Annotated in this window: 16 protein-coding genes; 6 read left to right on the forward strand and 10 right to left on the reverse strand. The window is 58.4% G+C overall.

Going from position 1 to position 14136, the window contains the following annotated elements; genetic code table 11:
- Window positions 1-67: 67 nt before the first annotated feature.
- The gene (locus tag AC07ZE_RS24240; protein ID WP_003221909.1) at window positions 68-349 is read right to left on the reverse strand and encodes an HU family DNA-binding protein; all 282 of its coding nucleotides are present in this window, start codon (window positions 347-349) and stop codon (window positions 68-70) included.
- A 394-nt stretch (window positions 350-743) separates the two neighbouring features.
- Between AC07ZE_RS24240 and yejK the strand changes: the two genes are divergently transcribed.
- Window positions 744-1748, forward strand: coding sequence for a nucleoid-associated protein YejK (gene yejK / locus AC07ZE_RS24245; RefSeq protein ID WP_207266943.1), 1005 nt, complete (start codon window positions 744-746; stop codon window positions 1746-1748).
- Window positions 1748-2098: a glutaredoxin family protein gene (locus AC07ZE_RS24250; RefSeq protein WP_207266944.1), complete on the forward strand. Its 351-nt coding sequence runs from the start codon at window positions 1748-1750 to the stop codon at window positions 2096-2098. The genes yejK and AC07ZE_RS24250 overlap by 1 nt, the downstream gene beginning before the upstream one ends.
- A 147-nt stretch (window positions 2099-2245) precedes the next feature.
- Here the strand turns inward: AC07ZE_RS24250 and AC07ZE_RS24255 are convergent, their stop codons facing one another.
- From AC07ZE_RS24255 to AC07ZE_RS24275, 5 genes are all read right to left on the reverse strand, one after another.
- Window positions 2246-3181 (reverse strand): glutathione S-transferase family protein, encoded by a 936-nt coding sequence (locus AC07ZE_RS24255; RefSeq protein WP_207266945.1) that lies wholly within the window; start codon window positions 3179-3181, stop codon window positions 2246-2248.
- Between the two features lie 88 nt (window positions 3182-3269).
- Entirely contained in the window at window positions 3270-3581 is a 312-nt protein-coding gene (locus AC07ZE_RS24260) for a GIY-YIG nuclease family protein (protein WP_404940873.1), read from the reverse strand.
- Between the two features lie 40 nt (window positions 3582-3621).
- On the reverse strand, window positions 3622-4092 hold the full coding sequence (locus AC07ZE_RS24265; protein ID WP_207266947.1) for a nuclear transport factor 2 family protein: 471 nt from the start codon (window positions 4090-4092) through the stop codon (window positions 3622-3624).
- 111 nt (window positions 4093-4203) lie between these two features.
- Window positions 4204-5499, reverse strand: coding sequence for a CynX/NimT family MFS transporter (locus tag AC07ZE_RS24270; protein ID WP_207266948.1), 1296 nt, complete (start codon window positions 5497-5499; stop codon window positions 4204-4206).
- Window positions 5489-6148, reverse strand: coding sequence for a FadR/GntR family transcriptional regulator (locus AC07ZE_RS24275; protein ID WP_207266949.1), 660 nt, complete (start codon window positions 6146-6148; stop codon window positions 5489-5491). The genes AC07ZE_RS24270 and AC07ZE_RS24275 overlap by 11 nt, the downstream gene beginning before the upstream one ends.
- Before the next feature lie 189 nt (window positions 6149-6337).
- On the opposite strand from AC07ZE_RS24275, the gene AC07ZE_RS24280 reads away from it, so the two are divergent.
- Window positions 6338-6622 (forward strand): type II toxin-antitoxin system MqsR family toxin, encoded by a 285-nt coding sequence (locus AC07ZE_RS24280; protein WP_207266950.1) that lies wholly within the window; start codon window positions 6338-6340, stop codon window positions 6620-6622.
- Window positions 6619-7104, forward strand: coding sequence for a type II toxin-antitoxin system MqsA family antitoxin (locus AC07ZE_RS24285; protein ID WP_207266951.1), 486 nt, complete (start codon window positions 6619-6621; stop codon window positions 7102-7104). Before AC07ZE_RS24280 ends, AC07ZE_RS24285 begins: the two co-directional genes overlap by 4 nt.
- Before the next feature lie 63 nt (window positions 7105-7167).
- Here the strand turns inward: AC07ZE_RS24285 and AC07ZE_RS24290 are convergent, their stop codons facing one another.
- The 4 genes from AC07ZE_RS24290 to AC07ZE_RS24305 form a co-directional block, all read right to left on the reverse strand.
- Window positions 7168-7932, reverse strand: a complete 765-nt coding sequence (locus tag AC07ZE_RS24290) for an amino acid ABC transporter ATP-binding protein (protein WP_003178331.1) — start codon at window positions 7930-7932, stop codon at window positions 7168-7170.
- Window positions 7933-7960: 28 nt separating this feature from the next.
- Window positions 7961-9058, reverse strand: coding sequence for an amino acid ABC transporter permease (locus AC07ZE_RS24295; protein ID WP_207266952.1), 1098 nt, complete (start codon window positions 9056-9058; stop codon window positions 7961-7963).
- A 10-nt stretch (window positions 9059-9068) separates the two neighbouring features.
- A complete protein-coding gene (locus AC07ZE_RS24300) occupies window positions 9069-10250 on the reverse strand; it encodes an amino acid ABC transporter permease (protein WP_095193040.1) in 1182 nt (393 codons plus the stop codon).
- 65 nt (window positions 10251-10315) lie between these two features.
- The gene (locus AC07ZE_RS24305; RefSeq protein WP_137803837.1) at window positions 10316-11347 is read right to left on the reverse strand and encodes an amino acid ABC transporter substrate-binding protein; all 1032 of its coding nucleotides are present in this window, start codon (window positions 11345-11347) and stop codon (window positions 10316-10318) included.
- A 468-nt stretch (window positions 11348-11815) separates the two neighbouring features.
- Here AC07ZE_RS24305 and AC07ZE_RS24310 point away from each other — a divergent pair, with 468 nt between their 5' ends.
- On the forward strand, window positions 11816-12472 hold the full coding sequence (locus AC07ZE_RS24310; RefSeq protein ID WP_207266953.1) for an alpha/beta hydrolase: 657 nt from the start codon (window positions 11816-11818) through the stop codon (window positions 12470-12472).
- 110 nt (window positions 12473-12582) lie between these two features.
- Window positions 12583-14058 carry an ATP-dependent RNA helicase RhlB gene (gene rhlB, locus AC07ZE_RS24315; protein ID WP_207266954.1) on the forward strand — a complete coding sequence of 492 codons (1476 nt, stop codon included), beginning with the start codon at window positions 12583-12585 and terminating at the stop codon, window positions 14056-14058.
- Window positions 14059-14136 lie beyond the last annotated feature (78 nt).

Consider the following 14136-nt stretch of genomic DNA (forward strand, 5'->3'; position numbering starts at 1 on the left):
CCCGATCGACAGGTACAAAAAAACCGTGCCCGGATTGCTCCGGCGCACGGTTTTTTATCGCTGCGTCTTACTTGTTCACAGCGTCGGTCAGGCCTTTGGCCACAACCAGCTTGATCACTTTCTTGGCAGGGATTTCGATGGCTGCGCCAGTCGAAGGGTTACGGCCGGTACGGGCAGGACGCTCAGTCACTTTCAGTTTGCCGATGCCTGGCAAAGTGATTTCGCCGCCGTTTTCCAGCTGATCGGCAACGATTTGGCCCAGTTGGTCCAGAGCGTTACGCGCGGTGGTTTTTGGCGCGTCGATAGCTTCAGCGATGTCGGCGATCAGTTGGTCTTTAGTAAGAGCCATGTAGTGTTCCTTCCCTATCAAATTCATATGGATTGCAGAGTGCAGTGTCAGCCATCGAGCCCGATCTTCTGGATCTGGCACCCTCGGCGATAACCGCGACGAGTCGGGTTATAGATGCCGAAATCAGGGTTTGGTTCGACCTGACAATTGCTGACTGCACGCTTAACGCAGTGACTTCGCGTAAGACCGGGCAAAACTAGCACAGAGACGGGGAAATATCCGCCTCTAGCTACCCATTTGGTCAGCTTTATTGCTCTAAATCGGCAAAAAAACGCATAAGCACCCCGGGGCGCCGTGCAATTGCCCTTCGTGCCGCGCCAAAACCAGCGGTTGCGGTACACTTGGCGCTTTTTCAGGGAGCCCGCCCTGCTCTCTCCAACCAGCCGAGAAGCCCATGCCGATCCGTCATTGCATCGTCCACCTGATCGACAAAAAACCCGACGGTACTCCAGCGGTTCTCCACGCTCGCGACTCTGAATTGGCCGAGTCCGCAGCCATCGAGAACATGCTTGCCGACCTCAATGAAAGCTACAACGCCAAACAAGGCAAAGCCTGGGGTCTGTTTCACCCGGAGTCCGGCGCCTTTCCATTCAGCGGCTGGCTGAAGGAATACCTTGATGGCGGCCAGGACTTCACCGCATTCAGCCGCGTGGCGGTGGAACATCTGCAAAAGCTGATGGAAGAATCCAACCTCTCGGTCGGCGGCCACGTACTGTTCGCGCACTATCAGCAAGGCATGACCGACTATCTGGCGATCGCCCTGCTGCACCACAGCGAAGGCGTGGCGGTAACCGAGCAACTGGACGTAACCCCGTCCCGTCACCTGGACCTGGGCCAGTTGCATCTGGCGGCGCGCATCAACGTCTCGGAATGGCAGAACAACAAGCAATCGAAGCAGTACATTTCCTTCATCAAAGGCAAGAACGGCAAGAAAGTCTCTGAGTATTTTCGTGACTTCATCGGCTGCCAGGAAGGCGTCGATGGCCCGGGCGAAACCCGTACCCTGCTCAAGGCTTTCAGTGACTTCGTCGAAAGCGAAGACCTGCCGGAAGACTCTGCCCGGGAAAAAACCAAGACCCTGGTGGATTACGCCAGCAGCCAGGCCAAGCTCGGTGAGCCCATGGGCCTGGAGGAGCTGTCGGAACTGATCGACGAGGAACGCCCGAAAGCCTTCTACGATCACATCCGCAACAAGGATTACGGCCTGTCGCCGGAGATCCCGGCCGACAAACGCACCCTGAACCAGTTCCGCCGCTTCACCGGTCGCGCAGAAGGTCTGTCGATCAGCTTCGAAGCGCATTTGCTGGGCTCGAAGATCGAGTACGACGAAGAAGCCGGCACCCTGATCATCAAAGGCTTGCCGACCTCGCTCACCGACCAGCTCAAGCGCCGCAACTGATGCTGGGTAACGTACTGAAAAAAGTACTGCTGATCCTGCTGGTGGTGGTCGCTTATCAGAACTGGGGCAAGATCGAGCGGCTGTTCAATCCCTCGCAGGTGGTGTCCGAGCAGACCCAGGCCACGGCCAATGTCGTGCTCTACACCACCGAATGGTGCGGCTACTGCAAACTGACTCGGCGCTTTCTCGATCAGAAAGGCATTCCGTACAAGGAATTCGATATCGAAAAAGATGCCGAGGCACGCAAGGCTTACGAGGCGCTGGGCGGTGGAGGGATTCCGTTCATCGATGTGAACGGAACGCTGATTCGCGGGTATGACCCGGATGCGATTCTGGCGGCCCTGAAATAGCTGATCAGGCCGACACCGTCCCCTGCGGGAGCTGGCTTTGCCTGGATGACGTCAGTCCAACAACATTGATGTTGTCTGATACTCCGCTATCGCAGGCAAGCCAGCTCCCACAAGTTAGTGCATGACCCCAAAACCGGTAGTTCGCGCCTACTGTGCTTCGATGCGGAAGCCCAGCCGCGGAACGTGCACATGCACCAAACCACCACGTTCATCCTCGCGACGCACGATCAATTCCTCGCTACCGGCAAACATCAACTCCCCCGCCACCGGATCGACGCCATAGTCAGTCGCCGCGATCACCACCTTTTGACCAACCTCGAACCCGTTCGGATCGATGAACTGCTCCTCCGGTAAAGCAGCCGGCGTAGCGTTGCGTGCTACCACCAGCGCCTCTTCCGAAGTCATCTCGCTCGGCGCCCCATGGCCGAAACCCAGCACCCGTGCCAACCAGGCCGACACGGCCGGATAGTTATCCACAAGCGGCGCCGTCACCGGTGTTGCCTTGAGGAACCACAGTGGATGCGCCATGGCGAAGTCGGCAATCGACGGCTCGCCAAACAGGTAATCACCTTCCTCGCGTTGTAACTGTTGCTCCAGACGCGCCATGATCGTCGGCCATTGATGCCGCGCTTGCCCCGCCGTCAACGTTGTAGCGCTGCCTCCGCTGAAAAAACCCGCGCGATCTGCCAGAAATGCCTTGATCGCTTCCTGCGGCAAATTGCCAAAACGAAAAGCGATCGATTCCGGTTGAAACACCAGGCTGACCGCATGCTGGAACACCACCGAATCGGCCCAGGCAGCGAAGGTTGCGGCGATCATTTCCTGGCCTTCCGGGAAGAATGCCGGCAGGGCCTTTTCCTGATCAAGACGACGGGCGATCAACGCTGTATCGCAATAAATATCCGCGCCGATCTGCAACACCGGGGTCTTGCGGTAGCCACCGGTCAGGGACGTGAGATCAGGTTTTGGCATCACTGGCGAGATCTTCACCGAGCGCCAGGACAGCCCCTTGAATCCCAGCATCAGTCGGGTCTTTTCGGCGAAGGGGGACGTCGGGTAATGATGAAGAATCAACTCGGACATGCTCGGCTCCGCCGCACTCAAAATGAGCCTCCAGCTTAGCGCGCAATCGGTTGGCAGCCTACAGATCCGCCTGATGGGAACCGATCAGTCAGATTGATAAGCCGGCAGCAGCACTGGCTACCAGACATTCCTTGGCGCTTTTCCTGAGTTTTTTGATCAGGCGTTCCTGACGCAGCGCCTCGCTCTTGTCGCGACACGCTTCGGTGTACACCAAGGCCACGGCCGGGCTGGAAAGGAAGAACCGCGCACCCTTGCCACTCTGGTGAGTGGCGAAACGCCGTATCGGATCATCGCTGATCCCGCAGTAGAGCGAACCATTGGCCGCGCGCACAAGGTAAACGAACCAGGGCTTGCTCATGGGAGCGTCAGCGTCGACAGGATTTTCGCTGTGGGTGGTCACGGATCGATCAAGGCTTGAAGGGAAACAAGCCGCAATCTTATCAGCGATTGGCCTGAAATGCCTTCAGCCCCTTGAGCGCCTGTGCGCGAACGGCGTTGCGCACCAGCGGCGTCCAGCCCAGCAGCAAGCCTTTGAAACCCAACGCCTGTCGGGACCACGTCCACATATCGAAACGATCATGATGTTCGCAAATCTTGCCGTCTCGGAAAACGAAGCGAGCCTGGATGTCGTTGACCACGGTGTTGCCGGTCTGACTGAACAGATAAGTCGCGATCCAATGGGCGCCACCGGTGCGCTCGTCGCTGCGCACATTATCGAAGGTCAGGGAGAAGTCCTTGGCACGGGTGGTGAGCATGCGCCACATATCGCTGGCATCACGACCGCGAAGCTCGCCGAACGCCGGATCACTGAATACCACGTCATCGGTATAGCAAGCGCTCATGGCCTCGGCATCGAGCCGCTGGAAGGCCTGGTAGAACCGGGTGATCAAGGCGCTGTGGGCTTCACTCATGGGCAGACTCCCTGTTGTGCAAATCGGCATCGAAAGAATGCCTGCACGATAGTCTGCAAATGCACACAAGACCACCGGCATTCGTGGGCCGAATGCCAGTGGTACGAGGATTCAGATTTTTTCGCTTTGCACCTGAACGTACAGCGAACGTCCTGCACCGAGGCCGGCAACAATGGCGCCGAGGCCAATCACGCCGAAGATCCAGCCCACGGCGGTCCAGCCGCCGGTCAAGTCGTGCACGATGCCCACCGCGAACGGCCCCATCGACGCCAGGGTGTAACCGAAACCCTGGGCCATGCTCGACAGGTTGGCCGCAACGTGCGAATCCCGCGAGCGCAGTACGATCAGGGTCAGCGCCAGGCTGAAGGTCGCGCCCTGCCCCAGACCGAGCAGGATCGCCCAGCCCCAAAGGCCTTCAATCGGGGCATAGAGGCAACCGAACAGACCGCCGAGGGTCATCACCATGACGATCACGATCGCCGGGCGCTGATCCTTGCCACGGGTGGCTAGCCAGGGTGCAGCCAGGGAACTGATCAATTGAACGATCACCGAACCCGACAGCACCAGGCCCGCCTGAGTCGGGGTCAGTCCACGACCGATCAGGATCGAAGGCAGCCAGCCGAAGACGATGTAGGCCAGCGAAGACTGCAGGCCCATGTACAAGGTCACTTGCCAGGCCAATGGGTCGCGCAGCAATCCCCGGACGCGATAGGCGACGTTATGCGCGCCATGTTTCTGACCGACTTGTGGCAGCCACAATAGCGCCGCGACCAGCGCCGGAATCACCCAGAAACCGAGGCCCAATGCCCAGCGCTTGTCGAAGTGTTCGCTCAACGGCACGGTCGCACCCGCCGCCATCGCCGCGCCCAGACACAGAGCCATGGTGTAGACGCCGGTCATGGTGCCGGCCTGTTTCGGAAAGTCGCGTTTGACGATCCCCGGCAGCAACACACCGATCACACCGATGCTGGCACCGGCCAGCACACTGCCGGCGAACAGGCCAATCTCACCGAATGAGCTGCGCAGGATGATCCCGCCCGCCAGTGTCAGCAGGATGCCCAGTACTACTCGCTCGGCACCGAAGCGCCGCGCCAGAATCGGCGCCAGCGGCGCAAACAAACCAAGGCAAAGTACAGGCAGAGTCGTCAGCAACCCGGCCTGTGACGCCGATAATCCGAGGCTTTTCGACACCTCGCTGAGCATTGGCGCCATGCTCGATAATGCCGGACGAAGGTTCAGCGCGACCAGAATCAGGCCCAGCAACAGCAACCATGGACGGCGCAGGATGGGATGGCTTTGCTGGACCTGTTCGTCATCGGCCTCGGCATCGATCAGCAGCTCTTCAAGCTCCGCCGCGCGCTTGGGTTGTGGAAGGTGACGGCTGGCGTTCTCGGTTTCAAGGTTCATTGATCAACTGCCTCGATATAGCTTTGGCCCGTTCAGGGTCGCGCTGCTCGACCGCATGAAGCAGTTCGATATGCAGGTCAAACACTTCCTGGCGGCGCGGGGTGATATTCAGGCAGTGCCGCAACTGAGCGCCGACGACACTGGAGAAATAGCGATACAACTCGCTGAGGGTCGGGTTGTGCGCGGCGTCCACCAGGCGGCGGTGGAACACCAGATCGCAAGCGATATAGGTGTCGAGGTCGCCATGATAGTGGCTGGCGCTGACACCCAATGCCTCGCGCAAAACCACCAGGTCTTCATCGGTACGGCGCAAAGCGGCCAGGCCAATGGCCTCAACCTCGAGGATGTGACGGGTTTCGCGGGCCTGTTCAAGGGAGCACTGCGACAACACCTTCAGGGTGTCCAGCGGATCGACCACCGCCCGCAGATAACTGCCATCGCCCTGACGGATCTCGATCAAGCCAGAGAACGCCAGTACCCGCATGGCTTCACGCACGGTGTTGCGGCTGATGCCCAGCTCGGCGGACAGCTCGGGTTCGGTAGGCAAGCGCTGGCCAACCGCCCACACGCCCTGGTTAATGCGCTGACGCAACTGATCCAGGGCCTGATCGACCAGGGATCGTTTCACTAATGGAGAAATGTCTGACATAGGATTCGCCCTTTCATCCAATCATAGGATGAATTTTCTGACATCTTAGTCAGCTTCACGTAGGACGGCAACCGCCTACGGTCAGAGGGAGGGAAAAGAAGCGGGATTTTCGATTAGTCAAAATTACCCTTAAAGGGTAATTTAAGGGATAGGGTTTCTTATGGAGAAGAGCCCCCCCCCCATTATGACTTGGCGGTAATCAAGGCGGAGGTCATCAGGCTGGGAAGCAAAGCATTCACAATGACCGCCCGAGAGGGGGGTCGAAAAATGTCCTTAAGCATTACTCAGATGCTACGAACCGTTTGCTTGCTGGAGTACAAAATGCTGCACAAATCGATGACCACCTACGCTGATCATCGAGTATGGCAAGACGTGTATCACACGACTTTTCAGGATCGGGACATCTACATCAAAGTGACTTACCGCGCCGGCGGTGGGCATCCGGTAATCTCCTTCAAGGAGAGGCACCCATGAAAACACAGCAATGCGTTAACTGCGGCACCCACAAGGGAATGCATCACTTTGTTGGCCGCACTTTTACTATCGACTATAAGCAGGTTGCACGGTTAATACATGATATTGCCGGATGGGAGTGCCAGGTCTGTGGTGAAATCGAATTCGATCACGACACTGACAGCGCTGATCGCTATTCCGATGCAAGCGACAAGCTGCTTGAAGACTGCTTCCAGGTCATGGGCTCCGAGATGAAACGCATCCGCCGCAAACTGCACCTCACACAAAAAGACGCCGTCAGATTGCTTTCAGGCGGCGGGCACAATGCCATTTCCCGTTACGAACGCGGCGAACTCGCCCCACCACAACCGCTGTTCACATTGATGCGCCTGCTGGATCGTCACCCTCATTTACTGGCAGAAGTACAAGCACTGAACGAAGGAACTGATTTGAAGCGTTTGTTAGCCGAACGCTTCCCCGAACAGGAAACCGTGAAGGCCTGACGCGGAAATCAGGCAAAAATAAACCCGGAACACGTCCGGGTTTATTTCAACGCCAAATGCCGATCAATGCAAAATCTGGCTCAAAAACAACTTGGTCCGATCATTCTGCGGGTTGTCGAAGAAGTCGTTCGGCGCAGCCTGTTCGACGATTTCACCCTTGTCCATGAAGATCACGCGGTTGGCCACGGTGCGCGCGAAGCCCATTTCGTGGGTCACGCAGAGCATGGTCATGCCGTCTTCGGCCAGGCCGATCATGGTGTCGAGTACTTCTTTCACCATCTCCGGGTCGAGTGCCGACGTCGGTTCGTCGAACAGCATGATTTTCGGCTTCATGCACAGCGCGCGGGCAATCGCCACACGCTGTTGCTGACCACCGGACAGTTGCCCCGGGTACTTGTGCGCCTGCTCTGGAATGCGTACGCGCTCCAGGTAATGCATGGCGATTTCCTCGGCCTTGCGCTTGGGCATCTTGCGCACCCACATCGGCGCCAGGGTGCAGTTCTGCAAGATGGTCAGGTGCGGGAACAGGTTGAAGTGCTGGAACACCATGCCGACTTCACGGCGGATCGCTTCGATCTGCTTGAGGTCGTTGGTCAGCTCCACGCCATCGACCACAATGCGGCCCTGCTGGTGTTCTTCCAGACGGTTGAGGCAACGAATGGTGGTGGACTTGCCGGAACCCGACGGGCCGCACAGCACGATACGCTCGCCCTGCTTGACGTTCAGGTTGATGTCTTTCAGCACGTGGAACTGGCCGTACCACTTGTTCACGCCCTGCATCTGAATAATGCCTTCAGGGCTCACAGGCTGTTTGATTGCTTCGCTCATCAGAGAACTTCCTAAATTAGGTAGCGACTTAGCGCTTGTGGCCTGTGTCCAGCTTGCGTTCCAAATGCATGGAATAGCGGGACATACCAAAACAGAAAATCCAGAACACCAGGGCCGCGAACACATAGCCTTCGGTGGCCATGCCCAGCCATTTCGGGTCGGCAGCGGCTTGCTTGACGCTGTTGAGCAAGTCGAACAGGCCGATGATGATCACCAGGCTCGTGTCCTTGAACAACGCGATGAAGGTGTTGACGATGCCGGGGATCACCAGCTTCAGGGCTTGCGGCAGAATCACCAGGCCCATGCTGCGCCAGTAACCCAGGCCCATGGCGGCAGCCGCTTCGTACTGACCTTTGGGAATCGCTTGCAGACCACCGCGCACCACTTCAGCCACGTAGGCCGACTGGAACAGGATCACACCGATCAGCGCCCGCAGCAGCTTGTCGAAGTTCATGCCTTCAGGCAGGAACAGCGGCAGCATTACCGAGGACATGAACAGCACCGTGATCAACGGCACGCCGCGCCAGAATTCGATGAAGGTCACGCAGACCACACGAATCGCCGGCATGTTCGAACGACGGCCCAGGGCCAGGACGATCCCCAGCGGCAGCGCACCGGCAATACCGACGGTGGCGATCACCAGGGTCAGCATCAGGCCGCCCCATTGGCTGGTTGCCACCTGGGTCAGGCCGAAAACGCCGCCATGCAGCAGGCACCAGGCAATGATCGGGTACAGCACCAGGAAGCTCAGCCCGTAAACGGCTTTGCGCGGGAAGCGCGAGATGAACAAGGGTGCCACACCAATGACCGCCAGCCACACGGTCAGGTCCACGCGCCAGCGCAGTTCCGGCGGGTAGTAACCGTACATGAACTGGCCGAAACGCTGCTGGATGAACACCCAGCAAGCGCCATCCTTGGTGCAATCGGCCTGGGAGGTGCCGACCCAGTTGGCGTCGAGGATCGCCCACTGCAGGATCGGCGGAACCACCAGATAGATGAGGTAGAACGCAAACAGGGTCAGCAGGGTGTTGAGCCAGCTGGAGAACATGTTCGCGCGCATCCACGCCACGGCACCGATGCTGCGGCTCGGTGGAGGCATGTCAGGTTTGAAAGTATGAGTACTCATGCGCTTTTCCTTACCGCTCGATCAGCGCAATGCGCTTGTTGTACCAGTTCATCAGCAGGGAAATGCTGATACTGATCGCCAGGTACACGCTCATGGTGATGGCAATCACTTCGATCGCCTGCCCGGTCTGGTTCAGCACGGTGCCTGCAAACAACGAAACCATTTCCGGGTAACCGATACCGGCCGCCAGCGACGAGTTTTTCGCCAGGTTCAGGTATTGGCTGGTCAGCGGTGGAATGATCACGCGCAGAGCTTGCGGGATGATCACCTTGCGCAGGGTCGGGCCGTTGCGCAGGCCGAGCGAGTGAGCCGCTTCGGTCTGGCCGTGGCTGACCGACTTGATGCCCGAACGCACGATCTCGGCGATGAACGCCGCGGTGTACACCGTCAGTGCCAGGGTCAAGGCCAGCAGTTCCGGGATCAGTACCCAGCCACCGACGAAGTTGAAGCCCTTGAGCTGCGGCATTTCCCAGTGCACAGGAGCACCGAAGATCAAGGCGCACAGCGCCGGGATCACCAGGAACAACGCCAGGCCGACCCAGAACTTGTGGAACGGCTCGCCGGTTTCTTCAAAACGCTTGTTGGCCCAGCGGGTCATCAGCACGATGGCGACGATGGCCACGACGATGCTGATCACAAACGGCCAGAAACCATCGGCCATCAGCGCGGCCGGCATGTTCAGGCCACGGCTGCTGACGAAGAAGGTGTCGCCGAAGTTATGGCTGTTGCGCGGCCCCGGCATGGTCAGGAACACCGCGAAGTACCAGAACAGGATCTGCAACAGCGGCGGGATGTTACGGAAAACCTCCACGTACACCGTCGCCAGTTTGGCAATGATCCAGTTCTTCGACAGTCGGGCCACGCCGACGATGAAGCCGAGGATGGTCGCCAGGATCACGCCGATGAAGGTCACCAGCAACGTGTTGAGCAGGCCGATCACGAACACACGGGCATAACTGTCCGCTTCGGTGTAGGAGATCAGGTGTTGAGCGATGCCGAAACCGGCACTGCGCTCCAGAAAGTCGAAACCGGAGGTAATGCCCCGGTGCTGAAGGTTGGTCTGGGTGTTATCGAACAAGTACCAGCCCATCGAGACCACCGCGACAATGGTGATGATCTGGAAGAGCCACGCACGCACTTTTGGATCGCTGAGGCTGAGCCTCTGCTTTGGTGCGCCGATTGAATTTTGCATGAAGTGCCCCGCAAATAATGGAACAGAACATCACCCGGCAGTTGGCCTGCCGGGTGATAGAACCATCAGCGCACTGGTGGTGCGTATTGAATGCCGCCAGCGTTCCACAGAGCGTTCAGCCCGCGGTCGATTTCCAGCGGAGTGCTCTTGCCGAGGTTTTTCTCGAAGATTTCGCCGTAGTTACCGACTTGCTTGACGATCTGAACGACCCAGTCTTTCGGCAGTTTCAGGTCCTTGCCGTATTCACCGTCAGCGCCGAGCATACGAGCGACATCCGGGTTTTTGGTGGCCTTGGCTTCGGCTTCGACGTTCTTCGAGCTGATACCCGCTTCTTCGGTGTTAAGCAGCGCGTAGCCAGTCCAGCGCACCACGGCCAGCCACTCGTCGTCGCCGTTACGCACGACAGGGCCCAGTGGCTCCTTGGAAATGGTTTCCGGCAGAACCACGTAGTCCTTCGGCGAAGCCAGCTTGCTGCGCTGGGCGAACAGTTGGGACTTGTCGGAGGTCAGCACGTCGCAACGACCGGATTCGAGCGACTTGGCGCTTTCATCGGAGGTGTCGAAAGTGATCGGGGTGTATTTCAGACCGTTACCGCGGAAGTAGTCGGAAACGTTCAGCTCGGTGGTGGTACCGGCCTGGATGCAGATGGTCGCGCCATCCAGTTCTTTGGCGCTTTTCACGCCGAGCTTGTTGTTTACCAGGAAGCCGATGCCATCGTAGTAAGTGATGAAGCCCGGGAACTTGAGACCCATGCCGGCGTCACGGGAGCTGGTCATGGTGGTGTTGCGCGACAGGATGTCGATTTCGCCCGACTGCAGAGCGGTGAAACGCTCCTTGGCGTTCAACTGACTGAACTTGACCTTGGTCGCGTCGCCGAACACGGCAGCGGCCACAGCGCGGCAGAAGTCAGCATCGATGCCCACGATCTTGCCGGTGGAGTCCGGAACCGAGAAACCTGGCAGGCCATCGCTGACGCCACACTGCACGAAACCTTTCTTCTTCACTGCATCCAGGGTTGCACCCGCCTGAGCGAACCCGCTGACACCGAGTACTGCGGCTGCAGTCACGATCGCCAGAGTGGATTTCAACATCTTCATTCAAACCTCCAGTTTTGCTCTTGTTGTGTCGGAGCGTGAGTCCTGTCGCACCCTTTTGAGGCGTTGTCGACCCGAGTTGGCTTGTTTTAGGGTCAACCGACGTAGAGACCGTAGCTATGAGTCTAGTAAGAGAAAATCCACAAAATGGACAACTCACTTCTCACCAATCGGCCGAACGGGCTGTAGCCCTTTCAAGTTCGCGAAGCCCGTAGCGGCCACTGGCGAACATCCATCACCGGATTTTTTGCTATCCCACTGCCAAAAATGGCCTGATAGTGTTACCGACAGATGTGGGATTTTCGTACCAGCTTCCCTATAGCAAAGCCCGTACCACACCGGCCGCTAAAGCGGTTAAGCGACAGGTCAATAGCAAAACTTGTAACCTTGCGACATCTTCGTAACTGATCAACCAGACGCGCACTCACGCCCCGCACTCAATGAGAGCGCACGCACACATTTGGAGCAGCCATGACCGAGCCCCTGATTCTAGAACCCGTCAAGCCCGCAGACGCCTGCGTCATCTGGCTGCATGGCCTCGGCGCCGATCGATATGACTTCCTGCCGGTCGCCGAGGCGCTGCAGGAAACGCTGCTGTCCACCCGCTTCGTTCTGCCTCAGGCTCCGACCTGCGCCGTTACCATCAACGGTGGCTACGAGATGCCCAGCTGGTACGACATATTGGCCATGAGCCCGGCGCGCGCGATCAACCGCGACCAACTGGAAGAGTCGGCACAGAGGATCACTCATTTGATCGATGTGCAGCGAACCGTTGGAATAGACGCCTCGCGGATTTTCCTGGCAGGTTTTTCCCAGGGCGGCGCAGTGGCTCTACACGCCGCTTTTGTGAAATGGCAGGGACCGTTGGGTGGCGTACTTGCCCTCTCTACCTATGCACCGACCTTCAGCGATGAGCTTGAATTGTCCGCCAGCCAGCAGCGCATTCCCGTGCTGTCGTTGCATGGCCAGTACGATGACGTGGTGCAGAATTCGATGGGCCGTACCGCCTATGAGTATCTGAAGCAGCATGGTGTCACCGTGACATGGCAGGAATACCCAATGGGCCACGAAGTGTTACCCGAGGAAATTCGCGACATCGGGGTCTGGCTGGCCGAACGTTTGCGTTAAGCCTTTATGTTGCTCTTTTTGTTTAAAAGCGCCCTTTGATCCATCCCTCTACGCCGCGCCCGATTCTTGCATTACACTGGCCGGCGTATATTCCTTAACCAATTAATGAGATGACCGTGCTCAAAGCACTCAAGAAAATGTTCGGTAAAAGCGAGACTGAGCAACTCGCGCCAGTCCCCAGCGCGCCGTCGCACTCCCACGGCCATCGCAGCGACGCCAGCCCGGCCGACCGCCACGTTCCCGCAGCCGCACCGAAACATGAACCCAAACCTGTTTCCGCCGCCGTTACCGTTGCCGATCCTGTGCGCAGTGAAACACCCAAACCCGCCAAACCGCGTCGCGAACCCAAGCCCAAGGCGCCGGTCATTCCATGGAAGCTCGAAGATTTCGTCGTCGAACCTCAGGAAGGCAAAACCCGTTTCCACGATTTCAAACTCGCTCCGGAACTGATGCACGCCATCCAGGACTTGGGCTTTCCGTATTGCACGCCGATCCAGGCGCAGGTGCTGGGCTTCACCCTCGCCGGCAAAGACGCCATCGGCCGCGCCCAGACCGGCACCGGCAAAACCGCGGCGTTCCTGATTTCGATCATCACCCAGTTGCTGCAAACCCCGCCGCCGAAAGAGCGCTACATGGGCGAGCCCCGGGCATTGATCATCGCGCCGACCCGCGAGCTGGTGGTGCAGATCGCCAAGGATGCGGCGGACCTGACCAAATACACCGGCCTCAACGTCATGACGTTCGTGGGCGGCATGGACTTCGACAAGCAGCTCAAGCACCTCGAAGCCCGTCACTGTGACATCCTCGTGGCCACCCCCGGCCGCCTGCTGGACTTCAACCAGCGCGGCGACGTGCACCTGGACATGGTCGAAGTCATGGTGCTGGACGAAGCCGACCGCATGCTCGACATGGGATTCATCCCGCAGGTGCGCCAGATCATTCGCCAGACCCCACCCAAGAGCGAGCGTCAAACGCTACTGTTTTCCGCGACTTTCACCGAAGACGTGATGAACCTGGCCAAGCAGTGGACCACTGACCCGGCGATCGTCGAAATCGAAGTCACCAACGTGGCCAGCGAAAACGTCGAGCAGCACATCTACGCGGTGGCCGGTGCCGACAAATACAAACTGCTCTACAACCTGGTCAACGACAACGGGTGGGAGCGGGTCATCGTCTTTGCCAACCGCAAGGATGAAGTGCGACGCATCGAAGAACGCCTGGTGCGCGATGGCATCAACGCCGCGCAGCTGTCCGGCGATGTCCCGCAGCACAAGCGCATCAAGACACTGGAAGGTTTCCGCGAAGGCAAGATCCGCGTGCTGGTGGCCACCGATGTGGCCGGTCGCGGCATCCACATCGACGGCATCAGCCATGTGATCAACTTCACCTTGCCTGAAGTCCCGGACGATTACGTGCACCGCATTGGTCGTACCGGTCGCGCCGGTGCCGATGGTGTGTCCATCAGTTTTGCCGGCGAAGACGACTCCTATCAGCTACCGTCCATTGAGGCACTGCTGGGTCGCAAAATCAGCTGCGAAACACCACCAACGCATCTATTGCGGGCGGTAGAGCGCAAACGTCACTAACTGACGATGTGCAGAAAAAGGCGCAGCCGGAAACGGACTGCGCTTTTTTTTCGTCTGTCTTTTCGTCGTGAAGAGCTT

This window comes from Pseudomonas sp. GW101-3H06, assembly GCF_059424605.1.